Here is a 15,424-nt window from a genome sequence, read left to right as displayed (position 1 = left end):
CCGAGACATCGCAACGCAACGAGGAGGCCGCCGACGTGCCGGACAAGACGACCACTAGCGCGACGGCGGCCTCGTCGTCCGCCGGGCGCGCGCCCGGCGGGCACGCGCCGCGCGCCGGCTGGAAGCGGGTCCTGCTGAAGCTCTCCGGCGAGGCGTTCGCCGGACGCGACCCGCTCGGCATCGACCCCGAGGTCGTCCAGCACGTCGCCGAGGCCATCGCCGAGGCCGTCCGGGACGGCGTGCAGGTCGCGGTCGTCTGCGGCGGCGGCAACATGTTCCGCGGCGCCGTCATGGCCGAGCGCGGCATGGACCGCGGCCGCGCCGACTACATGGGCATGATCGGCACCGTCATCAACTGCCTCGCCCTGCAGGACTTCCTGGAGAAGCTCGGGCTGGACACGCGGGTGCAGACCGCCATCACCATGAGCCAGGTGGCCGAGCCCTACATCCCCAGGCGCGCCATCCGGCACCTGGAGAAGGGCCGCGTCGTCATCTTCGGCGCGGGCCTCGGGCAGCCGTTCTTCTCCACCGACACCACCGCCGCCCAGCGCGCGCTGGAGATCGGCGCCGAGGCGGTGCTGAAGGCGACGCAGGTGGACGGTGTGTACGACGCCGATCCACGAAAGAATCCAGACGCGGTCAAGTTCGACCGTTTGGATTACGGTGAAGTTCTACAGCGGGGGCTGAAGGTCATGGACGCCACGGCCATCAGCCTCTGCATGGACAACGCGCTCCCCATCGTGGTCTTCGATCTCATGGGGCAGGGCAACATCGTCCGGGCCGTCCGGGGTGAGAAGATCGGCACGCTGGTCAGCCCGGCACAGGGCTGACCGCAGTCCGCGCACGGCGCCCGGCGCGCCGTGCGACCGCAGGAGCAGGGCCGACCAGATGACATGGGAGTCACAGTGATCGACGAGACCCTCCTCGAGGCCGAGGAGAAGATGGAGAAGGCGGTCGCGGTCGCCAAGGAGGACTTCCAGGCCATCCGCACCGGCCGGGTCACCCCCGCGATGTTCAACAAGATCACCGCCGAGTACTACGGCACGCCGACGCCGATCAACCAGCTCGCGTCGTTCACGCTGCCCGAGCCGCGGATGGTCATCGTCCAGGTCTTCGACAAGTCGTCCACGCAGGCGGTGGAGAAGGCGATCCGCGACAGCGACCTCGGCGTCAACCCGACGAACGACGGCAACGTGATCCGGGTGGTGTTCCCCGAGCTGTCGGAGGAGCGGCGCAAGGACCTCATCAAGGTCGCCGGGACGAAGGCGGAGGAGAGCCGCGTCTCCATCCGCAACATCCGGCGCCGCGCCAAGGACGCCCTCGACAAGCTCGCCAAGGACGGCGAGGCCGGCGAGGACGAGGCGCGGCGTGCCGAGAAGGAGCTCGACGACACGACGCATCGCTACGTGGCGCAGATCGACGAGCTGCTCGAGCACAAGAAGGCCGAACTGCTCGAAGTTTGATGGAACGCGACCATGCCGGGGAGCCCGCCGGCTCCCCGGACGAGCCGGAGGCCCACATGGCCGGCCCACCCCCCGGAGAAGCTCTGGACGCGTCCTCCGAACGGGACGTGCCCCCAGAGGAGGCATCCTCCGCGGACGTTCGGTCCGCAGGCGCCACAGCGGCGCCGCCCCCCGAGACGCCCGCTGAGGCGTCCGCCGACACACCCCCCGAGGCATCCCCCGGGGAGCCCTCGGACGCGCCCGGGGGGAAGCGGGAGAGCAGGACGGGCCGCAACCTGCCGCTGGCCATCGGCGTGGGGGCCGGCCTCGGCTCACTGGTCCTGTTCTCGCTCTACACCGTCAAGGAGATCTTCCTTGGCGTGATGGTCGTGTTCCTCTTCCTCGGCGTGCGGGAACTGACCGAGGCGCTCAAGAGCCGCGACATCCGCGTCCCGTTCATCCCGGTCGCCACCGGGATGGTCGGGACGCCGGTCGTCGCGTACGTGTGGGGCCCCACGGCCGCGGTGGCGGCCGTGTCCCTGACGGTGCTGGCCGTGCTGATGACGCGGATGACCGAAGGCGCCGACGGGTACGTGCGCGACGTCGCCGCCGGGTCGCTCGTGACGGGCTACCTGGTGCTGATGGGCGGCATCGTCGCCCTGCTCATGCGGCCGGCCGACGGCGACCACCGCATCGTCATCTTCATCGCCACGACCGTCGCCAGCGACATCGGCGGCTACTTCGCCGGGTCCTTCCTGGGGAAGCACAAGCTCGCCCCCACGATCAGCCCCAAGAAGACCTGGGAGGGCGTCACCGGGTCGGCCATCACGTGCATGGCCGTCGGTGGCTGGCTGGTCTGGTGGCTGCTGGACGGCGGTCAGGTCTGGCAGGGCGTGCTCATCGGGCTCGCCGCGGTGGTCACGGCGACCGCCGGCGACCTCGTCGAGTCGATGATCAAGCGGGATCTCGGCATCAAGGACATGGGAACGCTCCTACCGGGCCACGGCGGGGTGATGGACCGCCTCGACTCGCTGGTCGCGACGGCCCCCGTCGTGTGGCTTCTCCTGGAGCTGTTCCTGCCGAGCTAGGAGATGACCCAGGAGCGGCCCTGCTGCGCCAGGCGCCGGATGAGCGCGTCCGAGCCCTCGCTCTTGGCGTAGCGGTGGTCCGCACCGGTGATGGGGACGAGCCACAGCCACCGGACGGCGTCGCCGTTGAGGGTGAGCCCGGTCATCGCGGGGGCCTGAGGCCCCGCCAGACGGGTCGGGTCGTCCAGCAGCAGGACGCCCTCCCAGGCGGAGTCGCCGCTGCTCAGCGGGAACGTGCGGGCCTCGTGGTACCACTTGACGACGTCGCCGGGAGCGAACCAGGTCACCGACCGCCACGGGTACTGCGCCAGCCACGGGAAGATGCTGCCGGCCTTCTGGCTGGGCAGCGTGCTGGCGACGGCGAGTTCGATCCGTCCGTAGGGGGCGACGTCGTCCTCGTACAGCTCCACCGTGGGCATGCGCTGGCGGCTCATCCCGACGGTGCTCAGGACGGTGAACTCCCGGCCGCTGCGTGCCGGGCGCTCGGAGACGCCCACGGTCGGGGCGACCGCAGTCCTGCCGCCCGCCAGTTGCCGTCCCACGTCGTGCCAGTAGTGACCGCTCGGGCCGAGCCGTTGCAGCAGGTGGCCGAGCACCGACTGCTGGAACTCCGCCCAGGAGCCGTCGGCGCGGCACCGCTTCCAGTGCTCGCGGGCCTGCTCGATGCGGGGCCCGAAGTCCTCGATCTCCTCCTCCAGCGGGAACGCGAAGGGGCTCTGGCGTGCCGCGTCCCGCGCGTAGCCGGGGATGCCGCGTCCCATGTCCGACCATCCGGGGATCACGAACAGCGGGTCGCCGGCCTCCAGGACGGCGACGCCGTCGCCCTCCTCGAACCACACGACCTCGAGGGAATCGCCGTCCAGCGCCGGGCGCCCTGCGGGGTGGCGCACGTGGGATTCCGGGAGGAGGGGCGGGTCTCCGGTGGCGAGGCGGGACTGGTCCAGTTCCTGTGGGGCCTTGCGGTGGTTCGCGACCCAGGTCGCCCCGACCACGGAGTCGCGCGCGTCCTTCAGGTAGGCCGCGGTGACGTCGCCGTCGGTCTCGACGACGAGCCGCCGACTGCCGTACGGGCTCGCCGCGGCGTGGACGACCTTGGCCGCGGAACCACGGGACGACGCACCGCCCCTGCGCAAAACCGACATGATCGAGACCTTAGTCGTACACAAGGTCATGTGCAGGAATGTCGTCCTACGGGTCGGGGCGGAGTCCAGGGACGGACAATGCACGGGCCGGTGTTTGCGACACTGGAGGCACCATGTCTACGACCCAGCCCGCCACGACGGGTGCCGCGCCCAAGAAGACCCCGGCGAAGCTCGTCTTCGCCGCGCCCAGGCGCGGCAAGCCGCCGAGGCATCTCGCCGACCTCACCGCCGCGGAGCGCCGCGAGGCGGTCGCCGAACTGGGGGAGAAGCCGTTCCGCGCGGACCAGCTGTCGCGGCACTACTTCGCCCGCCTGGTGGACGACCCCGCCGAGATGACGGACCTTCCGGCGGCCGTCCGCGACCGGCTGGTCTCCGAGTTCCTGCCCTCGCTGCTGACCCCCGTCCGCGAACTGGACTGCGATGGCGGGACGACCCTCAAGACGGTGTGGAAGGCCTTCGACGGCGTCCTGTTCGAGTCGGTGCTGATGCGCTACCCGGAGCGCGCCACGATGTGCGTGTCGTCCCAGGCGGGCTGCGGCATGAACTGCCCCTTCTGCGCGACCGGGCAGGCCGGCCTGACGCGCAACCTCTCCACCGCGGAGATAGTCGAGCAGGTCGCCGCCGGCGCGCGCGCACTCGCGCGCGGGCGCATCCCCGGTGGGCCCGGCCGGGTCTCCAACATCGTCTTCATGGGCATGGGCGAGCCCTTGGCCAACTACAAGGCGGTCATGGGCGCGGTACGCCGCATCACCGACCCGGCCCCGGCGGGCCTGGGGATCTCCCAGCGTTCGGTGACGGTCTCCACGGTCGGGCTCGTCCCGGCGATCGAGAAGCTCGCCGCCGAGGACATGTCCGTCCGGCTGGCGGTGTCCCTGCACGCGCCCGACGACGAGCTGCGGGACGACCTCGTCCCCATCAACAACCGCTGGAAGGTATCGGAGGTCCTGGACGCCGCGTGGGCCTACGCCGACCGCAGCGGGCGCCGCGTGTCGATCGAGTACGCCCTCATCAAGGACGTCAACGACCAGGCGTGGCGGGCGGACCTCCTCGGCAGGCTCTTGCGCGGGAATCTCGTTCACGTCAATCTGATCCCGTTGAATCCGACGCCGGGTTCCAAGTGGACCGCCTCCCGGTCCGAGGACGAGCGCGAATTCGTCCGCCGGCTCGAGGCCCACGGGGTCCCGGTCACGGTGCGCGACACTCGGGGCAGGGAGATCGACGGGGCCTGCGGCCAGCTCGCCGCGTCGACCAGGGACTGAGCGCGCCCGCGCGTCCCGCGCGGGGTGAGGAGCACGGTACCGGTGAGGACGAGCGCGCGATTGCCGGTGGTCCTGCGCGGCTACGACCGGCACCAGGTCGACACCCTGCTGCGGCGGATCGGGGAGGCGCTGAACGGCGGCCCGCCGATCTCCGTCGACGAGGTGCGGGAGGTGCGCTTCGACGTCGTCCTGCGGGGCTACGACAACCGCTCGGTCGACGAGCTGCTGCGGGAGTGCATCAGGGAACTGCAGGCCAGGGCGCCGATCGCGGAACGGCCGGGCCGCCCGCGCGCGCAGCCGGCCTGGCTGATCAACTGGATCCAGAACGCCCGCTTCTCCGGCGCGCGGCTGCGCAGCGGCTACGACGTCCGGGACGTGGACGCCTTCCTGGACCGCGTCGTCGCCGGCCTGCGCGGGGCCGCCCCGCCGGTGACCGCCCGCGATGTACGGGAATGCGCGTTCCGCGTCGTCCGGCTGGGGCCCGGCTACGACGAGCAGGAGGTCGACCGGTTCCTGGTGCAGCTCGCCTCCGCGCTGGAACGCTGACCGAGGTTATCCACAATTTCGCGGGATGCTGCGCGCTTCGCCGCGTCCGGGTCACGCTACGTGCATGGACGATCTCATCGCGCATTTCCGCAGGCTCCGCCTCCTGCTCGAAGCCTTCCTCTGGCCGGAGATCACGGCCGTCCTGCTGCCGCTGGCCCGGCCGGCGCTGCGACTCGGCACGGGGGACGGGGTGCCCGTCCAGCTCGGCGGCGCACCGCTCCTCCCGCGGGGGAAGGGGTGGCCGGAGTGGAACGGCCGCCCGCTCGACTTCCTCGGCGCGATCGACTTCGCCGGGCTGGCGGGCTTAGGAAAGATCCCCGGCCTGCCCGAAGCGGGCGTGACCGCGTTCTACTACGCCACCGAGGTCCCGCGCCCCTGGGGCAACGAGCCCGCACACCGGGACGGCTGGCGCGTCTTCACCGGCCCGCTCCGGGAAGTGAAACCGCCGGCCATGACGGCGACGCCCCCCAAGACCACCCTGAGCGCCACCCCGTTCCTCTCTCTGCCCTCGCCCCAGGAACCCGCAGTCCAGCGCCTGGAGACCATCTACAGCGGGGTGCTGCCCGTGTACGTACAGCTCCACGCCGCGTGGACAAGGCACATATGGCCGGATGGCACGCCCGCCCACCAACTGGGGGGATGGCCCGCTCTCGTGCAGCGCCCGCTGGGCCCCGACTGCCTGTACGCGTCGACGGGGCGCACCCTGACGTCCCTCCAGTCCCCGGCGCTCACGCCCGACGAGCAGCGCACCGTTGAAGAGTGGCGACTCCTGCTCCAGCTCGACTCCGACTCCCGCCTCGGCTGGTACTGGGGCGATCCGGGCCGCGTCTACTTCTGCAACCGCCAGGACACCCCTCTGGAGGAGAGCTGGCTGGCCCTCCAGGCCGCCTGAGACTTGGGGCGAGTACCGCTGGCCGCTCGATGGCTCAGGCGGCCGCGGTGCGCCGGCGCGCGACCGTGACGTAGAAGAAGCCGACGACCGACGACCAGACGAGCAGGTGGAGGGCTATGCCGGGGAAGCCGGAGGTGAAGGCACTGGGGCCGTCATGGGCCGCGCGCAGCCATTCGATCATCGGCACGGAGAGCCAGGCGAGCGGGCCGATGCCGAGGAGAAGGAACGCGGCGGCACCGCCGAGCAGCGCGAGCAGCGAGACACCGGGGTCGGGGATGAGGGCCCGGCTGGTGCAGGCACCGAGCAGCGTCCCCGGGACGGCGACGAGGAGGTTCAGCCCGAGCCCGGTCAGGACCGCTGAGCCGGGGCTCCCCGCCTGGACGGCGTGCAGGAGGGGGACGGCCAGGGCGACGGCGCCCAGGCAGAGGTTCACGCCGTACGCGGCGAGGAGCCCCGCCCAGACGGAGATGGACGGGCGGCGGACGGCGGTCGCCGTCAGGGCCCGCTGCTCGTCGGGCGCCGTGTCGAGCAACGCGCGCCCCGCCCACGCCCACACGGGGAACATGACGGCCGCCACGTCCGCGAAGGTCATGGCGGCGAGCTCGGCGGCGTCGGGCCCGCTCGGCCCCTGGAAGAGGATCAGCGCCACGAAGAGGAGCACGAGGATGAGGGGGTGCAGCACGCGCAGCGAACGGACATAGCCCGCGACCTGGAACCGGACGAGCGCGATCACCGCTCGGACCTCCGCACCCGGTAGCCGTCCGCGCGCAACTTGGTCTCCACGGTGTCGGCCTCGTCCACCGGCACCTCGACCTCGAGCACCGTCCACTCACCGGTCCGGACGGTCGCGTCGGTCTCGGTCGTGCCGCCGTCGGTGCCGTCGGACTCGCCGGCTTCGGCGGGGAGGTGGGTCACGGAGGCGTCGGCCACTCGTAGCCGGTCTATGCCCGGGAGGGATTCGACGCACCGCTGGTGGTCGCTGACGACCACGGTGGTGCCGGCGGCGGCGAGTCCGGAGATCAGCGCGGGGAGCTCGTCGCGGGTGGCCGCGTCCAGGCCCGCGAACGGCTCGTCGAGGACCAGGAGCTGCGGGTCGCCCATGAGGGCCTGCGTGAGCCCGACCTTCTGGGCGCTGCCCTTGGAGAGTTCGGGGAGCCGCACATCGAGGAGGTGTTCGAAGCGGAGCCGCCGCGACCACGCTCCGACCGCGTCCTCCGGCACCCGGCGGACGGCGGCCATGTGCCCCAGGTATCCGCGCACGCTGAACGGCTGGTCCACAGGGAAGCGCTCGGGTGCGTACCCGACCCGCGCCGGGCGATCGGCGACGGTGCCCGCGCGCGGTCTTCGCAAGCCGGCGATCACACGGAGCAGTGTCGACTTCCCGGCACCGTTGTGACCCGTCACCTCGGTGACGCTCCCCGCGGGGAGGGTCAGGGTGACGTCCCTGAGCACCCAGGGATCCCTCCGCCGGTAACGGAAGGCGACGTTCTCCAGCCGCATGAACACCACACCGTAGACGCACCCCCGTAAGGGCCTTGTTAACCGGAGACCCGGAGACCCGGAGACCGCGGTACCCGGCGGCCGGCCGGGAGAGCGGGGCTCTCGAATCAGAAGCGGGCCCCGGGCCTGGTGGGGAGGCCGATCCCGAGCAGGTCCACGTTCGGGGAGATCACCTCATGCCAGAGGTCTTCGAAGTCCACGCCGTAGGCCTTCAGCGCGCCGACCAGCATGCCCGCCGCGGTCTCGGCCTCCGGCCAGCCGAGGGTGGGGAAATCGCGGGTCAGGAGATCCCCGAAGTCGGCCGAGGCCGGAGGCCGCCAGCCCAGCTCGGCCATCGCCTCCGGCCAGGCCGGGGCGGAGTCGCCGGGAGGGACGTGCGTTTCGATGTGCAGGGTCCAGTCCTCGAAGGTGCTCCATTGCACGAACTGGTATTCCCCCGGGGTGCACACGACCACGGTGAAGGGCCCGGGAACGTCCAGGAGGGCGAAGTCCCGGACGACCGAGCGCAGCGTGACGGCCAGCCGCTCCTCGAACTGGTCCCAGTCGTCGGCCCAGTAGCCGCCCGGGGCCCAGTCCCACCCCCGGCCGAGTATCTGCCAGTAGCCGAGCTGTTCGAGCCCGTCCTCGGCCTCGGCCCAGTTCGCCGACAGGTGCTCGTCGCGTTCGACGGCATCGGTCGGGCTGACCCGCAGGGAGGTGAAGCCGTCGGCGTGTTCCAGCTCCAGCAGGCGCACCGGGTGGCGCCAGCGCAGCAGCGGCCCGGGACCCCGCATCACCGACGGCGGGCCGAGGACCTCCTCGAGGGCCGAGCGCAGCCGGTGGAAGACCTCTTCGCCCTCGCCCACCGCCACGGAGATCTCGGAGCCGATCTCGGAGCCGTGCCGGGCGACCTCCCCGGGACCGGTGCCGAGGCCGGTGTCGTACATCTCGTGGGACTCCCCGTCGCAGCCCGGCCGGTAGTCCTCGTAGTTCCACAGCCGTGGGTAGCGGCTCCGCCGCCCTTCGCCGGCGGGCTCCCGGGGCGGCCGGAAGCCGAGGTGGTCGATGGCCCGGTCGAAGGCGGCCTCGTCCCACCCCGCCATGTCGAGGGCGGCGAAGCGGCGGGCGAGTTCACGGAGCTGATCATCGGCGGCGGGCATACCGGATGATCTTAGGTGCCCCGGTGGCGGGCCCGGCGCGGCGCGGGGTCCGGGTGGGGGAGGATGGGGGCATGGGCGGGTGCGTGTTCTGCGAGATCATCAAAGGGGAGCGGGCGGCGCATGTGGTGCTGGACGAGCCCGACGTGATGGCGTTCCTCGATGCCCGGCCGCTGTTCAAGGGGCATACGCTCCTGGTCCCGCGGGCGCACTACGAGACGCTGACCGATCTGCCCGCGGAGTTCCTCGGGCCGTTCTTCGGGTACGCGCAGCGGCTCGCGGGCGCGATGGAGTCGGTGCTCGGCGCGGCGGGGTCGTTCGTGGCGATGAACAACCGGGTCAGCCAGAGCGTGCCGCACCTCCACGTCCACGTGGTCCCGCGCAACCGCAAGGACGGGTTGCGCGGGTTCTTCTGGCCACGGCAGAAGTACGCGTCGGACGCGGAGGCGGCCGAGTACGCCGGGCGCCTCGCCGGCGCCCTCAGCTCAGGTTGACGGCGGGTGCGGAGAGGGCCGACAGGACGGCGGTGCAGGGGGCCGCCATCTCCGGCTCGGGCGGCGCCTCCTGGGCGGCCGCGTGTTCGTAGAGGTCGCGTTCGGCCCGGTCCAGGGCCGCGGACAGGACGTACTCGGTGACCGTCCAGCCGATCAGCTCCGCCGCTTTGCGGATCACGAGGTACTGGTCGGCGGAGGTCGGGAAGGCGATGCGCTCGGTGGCGGGATGGTCCTGGCGGACCGGCTCGGGCATGGCCGATCTCCCTCCTTACGGCATCTCAAAGTATGCCGAGCCGCGGTACCCGGACATCCCCTCTGAGAACGAGAATCGCGGGGTGCCGGCGGTTCCGGGGGAGTAGTCCGCCGACCAGTCCGAAGGAACCGTCCGGAGACTGGTCAAACAAGTGCGCGGACGCAACGATGGGGGTGTGACGGAGCGAGTGGCATCGAACGAGCGCACCGGTGCGCGGGCGGGCGAACCGGCCCGTGCCGAGGGATTCGGTTTCGTGGACCTGGCGGACGCGGACGACGGGACAGCCCGCCGGTTCTACGAGCGGGTGCTCGCCCCGGCCTTCCCGCCGTCCGAGCTCGTGGGGGCCGAGGAGTTCCGGATCGCGTGGCAGGGCCCGCTGCCCGGCTTCCACGGCACGATCGTGCTGGAGGACGGCGAGCCCGTCGCCGGGGCCCTCGGGGAGTACTCCGCCGCCACCGGGATCATGCTGCTGTCCTACCTGGCCGTGTCGGGCGCGATGCGGGGCCGCGGTGTCGGGGGCGAGCTGCTCGGCGCCGTGCTGCCGAAGTGGCGCGCCGAACTGGCCCCCCTCGCCGTGCTCGCCGAGATCGAGGACCCGCGCTTCCACCGGTCCGGGCCGCACGGCGACCCGGTCGCGAGGGTGCGCTTCTACGACCGGGCGGGAGCCCGGCTCCTGCCCTTCCCCTACTTCCAGCCGTCGCTGCGCGCCGGCCAGCCGCGCGTGCGCGACATGCTCCTGATCTCCTTCGACCTGGATCGGGACCGGGTCCCGGCCGAGTCTCTCCTGCGCTACCTGGAGGAGTACGTGCGGGAGAGCGAGGGCGAGGACGCCGTGCGCAGGGGCGACCCCGAGTACCTGGCGATGCGCGAGGCCGTCATGGCGTGGGGCGACTCGGTCCCGTTGTGGCCGCTCTCCCGGCTGCACGAGGTGCCTCGGCTCGGCGGCGAGGCGAACGGTGCCCGGGACTGAGAGCGCCGGAGAGCGCATGCCCGGGGACGAGGCCGCCGATCTCGAGGCGGGCCGGCGCATCCGCGCCGGGGACGTCGCGGCGCTGGACGCACTGCTCCGCCGCGACCATCCCGTGGTGGACCTGCTCGCCCGTGCCCTCGCCTTGGACGCGGGGCCCGGCGACAGTGCGGCCCGCGCCTGGGAGCGGCTCGTCGCCGACCTCTCCGCGGGCCGCCGTCCGGAGGCGGGCCTGCGTGCGGCCGTGCTGGGCCACGTGGTGGACGTCCTCGACGAGGACGGGCTGCTCGACACGGTCGGCCGGGAGACCGTCTGGCCCGGGACGTTCCTCGGCGAGGACGACCCGTGGGCGGGCTGGTGGGACGAGGAGCCGCCGGCTTGGCCGCCCGGTCTGACGCCGGAGCCCGGCCAGGTGCTGGCCGCGCTGCGGGCCGTCCCGCCGGGGCCGCGTCTCCTGCTGGTGCTGCGGGACGTGGCCGCCCTCCGCGAGGACCAGGCGGAGACGGTGTCGGGGTACGGGCGGAAGGAGCAGGAGGTGCTGCTGGAGTCGGCTCGGGAGAGCTACGTCGTGGCGCTGGACGTGGCGGTGAGGGAGGGCGCGCATGCGCGCGGCTGACGTGAGCTGCGAGGTGGTCTCGGGGCTGCTGTTCCGCTGGCAGGCCGGCGCCCTCCCGGAGGCCGAACGGGAGGCCTACGAGCAGCACCTGCTCTTCTGCCCGCCGTGCATGGCGCAGAACGACAAGGCGCACGCGGCGCTGTCGGCGCTCGGCTCGGTGGCCGCCGCGATGCCGGACGAGGCGCTGCGGCGGCGGCTGGCCGGCATCGTCGAACACGGGCGGGACCATTGACCTCGACCTACTGGAAGTTCCTGCGCGCCGGGACGAGGAGCCCGTTCACCGGCCATGTCTGGGAGCCCGGCACGTGGTACGCCGCCGACGGGACCGAGCAGTGCGCGGCCGGGTTCCACGCCTGCCGCCCGGCCGACCTCCCGTACTGGCTGGGGGAGGAGCTCTGGTCCGTCGAGCTGGCCGCGCCGGTCGTCGAACTGCCGCACAAGGTGGTCGCGCGATCCGCCAGGCTGCTCGACCGGTCCGCGGAGTGGACGCCGTCCACCGCGGCGGAGTTCGCCTCGGCGTGCGTCGGGCGCGCCGCCGCCCACGCCGCCGGGGAGCTGCGTGCGGCGGGGCTCGCCGCGGAGGCGGAGCGGCTGGAGGGCGCCGGTCCGGGCAGCGTCGCAGAGGCCGCCCGTGCGTGCGCCGAGGCGGCGGGTTTCGCGTCGCGGGCGGGGCGGCTGTGCGGCCTCGTCGTGGACGCCGAGGAGGCCGCGGAGGCGTATCCCGCCGCGACCGTGGCCTACATCGCCGCTCGCGCGGCCAACCACCGCACGGACGCCGGTCACGCCGACCTCTACGAGCGGGAACGCCGTTGGCAGGCCGAGTGGCTCGCCGAACGGCTCGGCCTCGAGACCTGATCCCCGCGCGCGCACGGCCCGACTCAAGGATCGGCCCGGCTCAAGGATCGGCCCGGCTCAAGGATCGGGCTCGGCGTTCGCCGCGAGCGCTTCCAGGCCCGCCACCGGGTCCGCGGCGTCCTCGAAGAGGACGTTCCAGTCGCCCATGAACGCCGACTCCTCCAGCCGTATCTCGTCCGAGGTGGGGCCCGCCGGGAAGAGCCGGGTCCTGATCTGGACGAGATCGGTGCCGAGGCCGGTGGCGTCCGGAGGTTCGCCCTCGCGGGGGACCTCCGCCAGGAGCGAGTCCGCGAACGGGCCGAGCGGCGATGGGCGGTCGGCGAGGGCGGCCACGCGTTCGGCGGCACGCGTGGTGATCTCCACGTAGAACTGCTGGGAGTACTCGTCGGGGGCGTGCGGCATCCCCTGGAACCAGTACGCGTGCGCGACCGCCCGGCCGTAGGCCGCGCCCGCGCGCGGCATATCGTCGCGGGCCCAGAAGACGTCGGCCTGCGTGCGGTGGGCGTTCGCGAGCAACTCGTGGTCCCATTCCTCGGTCCGCTCGGCCAGGGCACGCGCCCGGCGCCCGCATTCGGCGATCCTGGCCATGGCCAGGTCGAGGTCCCCCCGTTCGAGCGCCAGGTCGCCGTGCTCGTAGAACATCCAGGCGCGGTTCCACTCGTCGCCGAGCTGCTCGAAGCGGCTGAGCGCCTCCTCGTAGTAGCTCTCCGCACGCGGGTCGGCGGGATCCTTGAACCGCCGGGTGTGGGCGAGGAACACGGTGATGAGGGCGTCGGCCCTCGCCATGTCCTCGGCCTCCTCCGGGGTCGTGTCCTTGGCCGCCGGGCCGCGCAGCCCGCACAGCCTGCGGATGAGGAGGAGCTTGCCGCGCAGGTCGTCCCACGGCGCGCTGGCCGGTTTGAGGTAGCTGACGGGATAGTTGTCCAGCAGGAACGTCAGCGCGTCGGTGAGCTGCTGGTCGTCGGTCTTGCGCCGCGCGAGCGAGACGGGGGCGGTGCTGCGGGTGCCGCTCCACACGTCCGAGGCGCGGCCCCAGTCGGCCAGGAGCCGGCGGGTCAGCGGGAACGGCAGGTAGGACGCCCACCACCAGACGGACTCCAGGAACACCAGCGTGAACCTGGCCCGCGTCACGGCGCGCCGGCTGCTCAGCATCCCGGCGTGGAACAGCCACTCGCGCTTCTGCTCCTGCCAGTCGGGGTCCTCCAGGCGGTACCACGACCCGTAGGAGTCGTAATTGTCGTCCTCCCATCCCCGCAGGAGCCCGTAGTAGTGCTCGGCCGCGGCGCGGTGCAGCGGGATCCAGCGCTCGTACCGGTGGTGGGTCCGCAGCCGGAGCGAGACGGAGCGGCGGATGAACTCGTGCAGCCGGAACCGGTCCGACGGCTCGCCGGTGAGCGCCGGGACCTGCTGGAGGAGGCGGAGCCCGCGGAGCTTGCCGATGATGTCGCCGGTGTTGCGGCCGTCGTCGGCCCCGTCCGCGCGCATGAGGTCGGCGAGCAGCTTGCCGTCGAACGTGCTGGTGATCGAGGCGGCCTCGACCGCCTGCCGCAGCCGGGGCTCCCGGACGGCCTCCAGGATCATGTTGACGAGTTCGGCCCAGCGCTGCTCGGGATCGGAGGGGAGGCGGTCCAGCAGCCGGTGGAGCTCCCGCGGGCCGAGCGCGGCGGCGCCCTTCTCGCCGATCAGGTCGGCGACCAGGCTCACCCCGCCGGGATGCCCGTCGGTGAAGGCGTGCGCGACCTCTGCCAGCCCGGGGTCGGGCACCTCGGGGCCGAAGCGCCGGGCCAGGTAGTCGCGCACCTCGGCCGGGGTGAAGTTGTCGAGCGGGACCTGCTGGAACTGCGGGGAGTAGGTACCGAAGCTGTGGTCGGACGGGGTCCGGGCGATGACGATGAGGGTCCGCGGGAGCCGCAGCGCTAGCCGGGTCATCCACTGGCCCATCTCGTCGTCGGCGATCAGCTCGAAGGTGTCGACCGTGATGAGGACGCGGCGGTTCAGCGTGAACTCGGTCCAGGCCCGCAGGAAGGCGTCGTCGATCTCGCTCTGCGCCTCCCGGATCTGCCGCCGGACCTCCTCGTCGCCGACCTCGATGACGTTGGTGATCTCGGCCTTCTCGATCCGCCCGCGGCGCCCGACGTGCAGGGCGTTGCCGTACAGGACCCGGTCGGCGCGGCGGCTCTGGAACTGCGCGGCCTGCCGGAAGGCGTCGAACTCCCGGCAGGGCGGCTCGGCGAACAGCTTCATCAGCTCGCGCGAGCGGTTGAACGTCTCCACGAGGACGGCCGTGCTGGCCTGCGCCCCGAAGTCGTTCCGGAAGCCCTCGCCGAGCCCGTGCCGCTTCATGTCGACGGAGAACACCTGCGTCCCGTCGAGCCGCGCCGCCTCCTGGGCCAGCTTCTCCAGGAACATCGACTTGCCGATGCCGTGCACGCCGACGACGTCCTGCACCGCGCCCTCGCGCACCGTGGCGAGCAGATCGAGAGAGGCGCGCAGCTCGGCCTCGCGGCCGACGAACAGGGTCATGCGCGGTCACCCGGCCGGTCCTGCCCGACCCGGTCCGATCGCGTGGACGACTCCGGCTCCTCGTCCGCGGCGGGCTGCCGGAGGGCGGGATGCTCCGCGTCACGCGGCTCGGGGGTGTCCACGGCCGGCGGGCGGGGCGCGGGCGGCTGTGCCGTGCCGGCGCGCATCGTGAGGTTGCCGACCACGCCCTTCTTGCCGATCCGCGCCGCGTTCCCCCGGGAGGAGTTCAGATCGATGTCGTCGGCCTTGACCTTCGCCCCGAGGTCCAGGCGGTTGGTGCCGTCCGCGTCGCCGAACAGGTGCCTCATCTGGTCGGTTCCGGTCTGGCGGACCTCCCGCACGCCCAGGAAGACGGCGCGCACGAGGCAGAGGACGAACATGAGCCCCGCCACCACCCAGGCGTAGGGGCGTCCCGTGTCCGGCAGCGAGAACGCGATGATGACCACGATCGCGCTCGCGCCCATCCCGCCGAGCAGTACCGGCTCGCCCTTCAGGAGCCGGACGACCTCCAGCGGCACGCGCAGCACCGAGCCCGGGACCTGGGGCGGCGCGGGGGGCTGCGCGGGAGGAGGTTCGGGTGGTTGTTGCGTCATGCCGGAGAGTTTCACACGGCGAGGCCGGGGACACTGGGCAACGTGACACAAGTGCGTCAATGTTGCCTTGACCGGAAACGGCCGGGCATGCCCCGCATAGACGGGGCCTTGGCCCGCC

The 15,424-nt window shown here is 72.4% G+C and carries 18 protein-coding genes; 11 read left to right on the top strand and 7 right to left on the bottom strand.

The features are described from left to right. Positions 1-35: 35 nt before the first annotated feature. The 3 genes from pyrH (at position 36) to CHF16_RS05235 (ending at position 2,530) form a co-directional block, all read left to right on the top strand. Positions 36-830 (top strand): UMP kinase, encoded by a 795-nt coding sequence (pyrH, locus tag CHF16_RS05245; RefSeq protein WP_089324746.1) that lies wholly within the window; start codon positions 36-38, stop codon positions 828-830. 75 nt (positions 831-905) lie between these two features. Next, entirely contained in the window at positions 906-1,463 is a 558-nt protein-coding gene (frr, locus tag CHF16_RS05240; protein ID WP_089324745.1) for a ribosome recycling factor, read from the top strand. Next, the gene (locus CHF16_RS05235; protein ID WP_245868230.1) at positions 1,463-2,530 is read left to right on the top strand and encodes a phosphatidate cytidylyltransferase; all 1,068 of its coding nucleotides are present in this window, start codon (positions 1,463-1,465) and stop codon (positions 2,528-2,530) included. The genes frr and CHF16_RS05235 overlap by 1 nt, the downstream gene beginning before the upstream one ends. Here CHF16_RS05235 and CHF16_RS05230 read toward each other — a convergent pair. Beyond that, complete coding sequence (locus tag CHF16_RS05230) at positions 2,527-3,672, bottom strand: suppressor of fused domain protein (protein WP_089324744.1); 1,146 nt, start codon at positions 3,670-3,672, stop codon at positions 2,527-2,529. The genes CHF16_RS05235 and CHF16_RS05230 overlap by 4 nt on opposite strands. Before the next feature lie 113 nt (positions 3,673-3,785). Between CHF16_RS05230 and rlmN the strand changes: the two genes are divergently transcribed. From rlmN to CHF16_RS05215, 3 genes are all read left to right on the top strand, one after another. Next, positions 3,786-4,931, top strand: coding sequence for a dual-specificity RNA methyltransferase RlmN (gene rlmN, locus CHF16_RS05225; RefSeq protein ID WP_089324743.1), 1,146 nt, complete (start codon positions 3,786-3,788; stop codon positions 4,929-4,931). Positions 4,932-4,973: 42 nt separating this feature from the next. Continuing rightward, positions 4,974-5,477, top strand: a complete 504-nt coding sequence (locus CHF16_RS05220; RefSeq protein ID WP_179271396.1) for a DivIVA domain-containing protein — start codon at positions 4,974-4,976, stop codon at positions 5,475-5,477. Between the two features lie 64 nt (positions 5,478-5,541). Beyond that, entirely contained in the window at positions 5,542-6,369 is an 828-nt protein-coding gene (locus CHF16_RS05215; RefSeq protein ID WP_179271395.1) for a DUF1963 domain-containing protein, read from the top strand. A 34-nt stretch (positions 6,370-6,403) separates the two neighbouring features. Here CHF16_RS05215 and CHF16_RS05210 read toward each other — a convergent pair whose 3' ends face one another. From CHF16_RS05210 to CHF16_RS05200, 3 genes are all read right to left on the bottom strand, one after another. Next, positions 6,404-7,102: a hypothetical protein gene (locus tag CHF16_RS05210; RefSeq protein ID WP_089324740.1), complete on the bottom strand. Its 699-nt coding sequence runs from the start codon at positions 7,100-7,102 to the stop codon at positions 6,404-6,406. Next, positions 7,099-7,869 carry an ATP-binding cassette domain-containing protein gene (locus tag CHF16_RS05205; protein ID WP_089324905.1) on the bottom strand — a complete coding sequence of 257 codons (771 nt, stop codon included), beginning with the start codon at positions 7,867-7,869 and terminating at the stop codon, positions 7,099-7,101. Before CHF16_RS05205 ends, CHF16_RS05210 begins: the two co-directional genes overlap by 4 nt. A gap of 107 nt (positions 7,870-7,976) precedes the next feature. After that, on the bottom strand, positions 7,977-9,008 hold the full coding sequence (locus CHF16_RS05200; RefSeq protein ID WP_089324739.1) for a TY-Chap domain-containing protein: 1,032 nt from the start codon (positions 9,006-9,008) through the stop codon (positions 7,977-7,979). 71 nt (positions 9,009-9,079) lie between these two features. Here CHF16_RS05200 and CHF16_RS05195 point away from each other — a divergent pair, with 71 nt between their 5' ends. Then, positions 9,080-9,499, top strand: coding sequence for an HIT family protein (locus CHF16_RS05195; protein ID WP_089324738.1), 420 nt, complete (start codon positions 9,080-9,082; stop codon positions 9,497-9,499). On the opposite strand, the gene CHF16_RS05190 is transcribed toward CHF16_RS05195, so the two are convergent. Further along, positions 9,486-9,752, bottom strand: a complete 267-nt coding sequence (locus CHF16_RS05190) for a type II toxin -antitoxin system TacA 1-like antitoxin (protein ID WP_089324737.1) — start codon at positions 9,750-9,752, stop codon at positions 9,486-9,488. The two genes, CHF16_RS05195 and CHF16_RS05190, sit on opposite strands and share 14 nt — an antisense overlap. A 175-nt stretch (positions 9,753-9,927) precedes the next feature. Between CHF16_RS05190 and CHF16_RS05185 the strand changes: the two genes are divergently transcribed. The 4 genes from CHF16_RS05185 to CHF16_RS05170 are packed head-to-tail and all read left to right on the top strand — an operon-like array spanning position 9,928 to position 12,190. Further along, positions 9,928-10,722, top strand: coding sequence for a GNAT family N-acetyltransferase (locus CHF16_RS05185; RefSeq protein ID WP_143227882.1), 795 nt, complete (start codon positions 9,928-9,930; stop codon positions 10,720-10,722). Between the two features lie 16 nt (positions 10,723-10,738). Continuing rightward, positions 10,739-11,335, top strand: a complete 597-nt coding sequence (locus CHF16_RS05180) for a hypothetical protein (protein ID WP_089324735.1) — start codon at positions 10,739-10,741, stop codon at positions 11,333-11,335. Then, the gene (locus CHF16_RS05175) at positions 11,322-11,567 is read left to right on the top strand and encodes a zf-HC2 domain-containing protein (RefSeq protein WP_089324734.1); all 246 of its coding nucleotides are present in this window, start codon (positions 11,322-11,324) and stop codon (positions 11,565-11,567) included. The genes CHF16_RS05180 and CHF16_RS05175 overlap by 14 nt, the downstream gene beginning before the upstream one ends. Continuing rightward, complete coding sequence (locus CHF16_RS05170; RefSeq protein WP_089324733.1) at positions 11,564-12,190, top strand: hypothetical protein; 627 nt, start codon at positions 11,564-11,566, stop codon at positions 12,188-12,190. Before CHF16_RS05175 ends, CHF16_RS05170 begins: the two co-directional genes overlap by 4 nt. A 57-nt stretch (positions 12,191-12,247) precedes the next feature. Here the strand turns inward: CHF16_RS05170 and CHF16_RS05165 are convergent, their stop codons facing one another. Together CHF16_RS05165 and CHF16_RS05160 are read right to left on the bottom strand one after the other, a co-directional pair. Beyond that, positions 12,248-14,713, bottom strand: a complete 2,466-nt coding sequence (locus CHF16_RS05165; RefSeq protein WP_089324732.1) for an ATP-binding protein — start codon at positions 14,711-14,713, stop codon at positions 12,248-12,250. Continuing rightward, complete coding sequence (locus CHF16_RS05160; RefSeq protein WP_143227881.1) at positions 14,710-15,306, bottom strand: hypothetical protein; 597 nt, start codon at positions 15,304-15,306, stop codon at positions 14,710-14,712. The genes CHF16_RS05165 and CHF16_RS05160 overlap by 4 nt, the downstream gene beginning before the upstream one ends. Positions 15,307-15,424: the final 118 nt, after the last annotated feature.

Source organism: Actinomadura meyerae, assembly GCF_900188445.1.
Classification (GTDB): Bacteria; Actinomycetota; Actinomycetes; order Streptosporangiales; family Streptosporangiaceae; genus Spirillospora; species Spirillospora meyerae.
The sequence above is the reverse complement of the archived record's forward strand: the minus strand, read 5'-3'. Positions and strand labels throughout refer to the sequence as shown.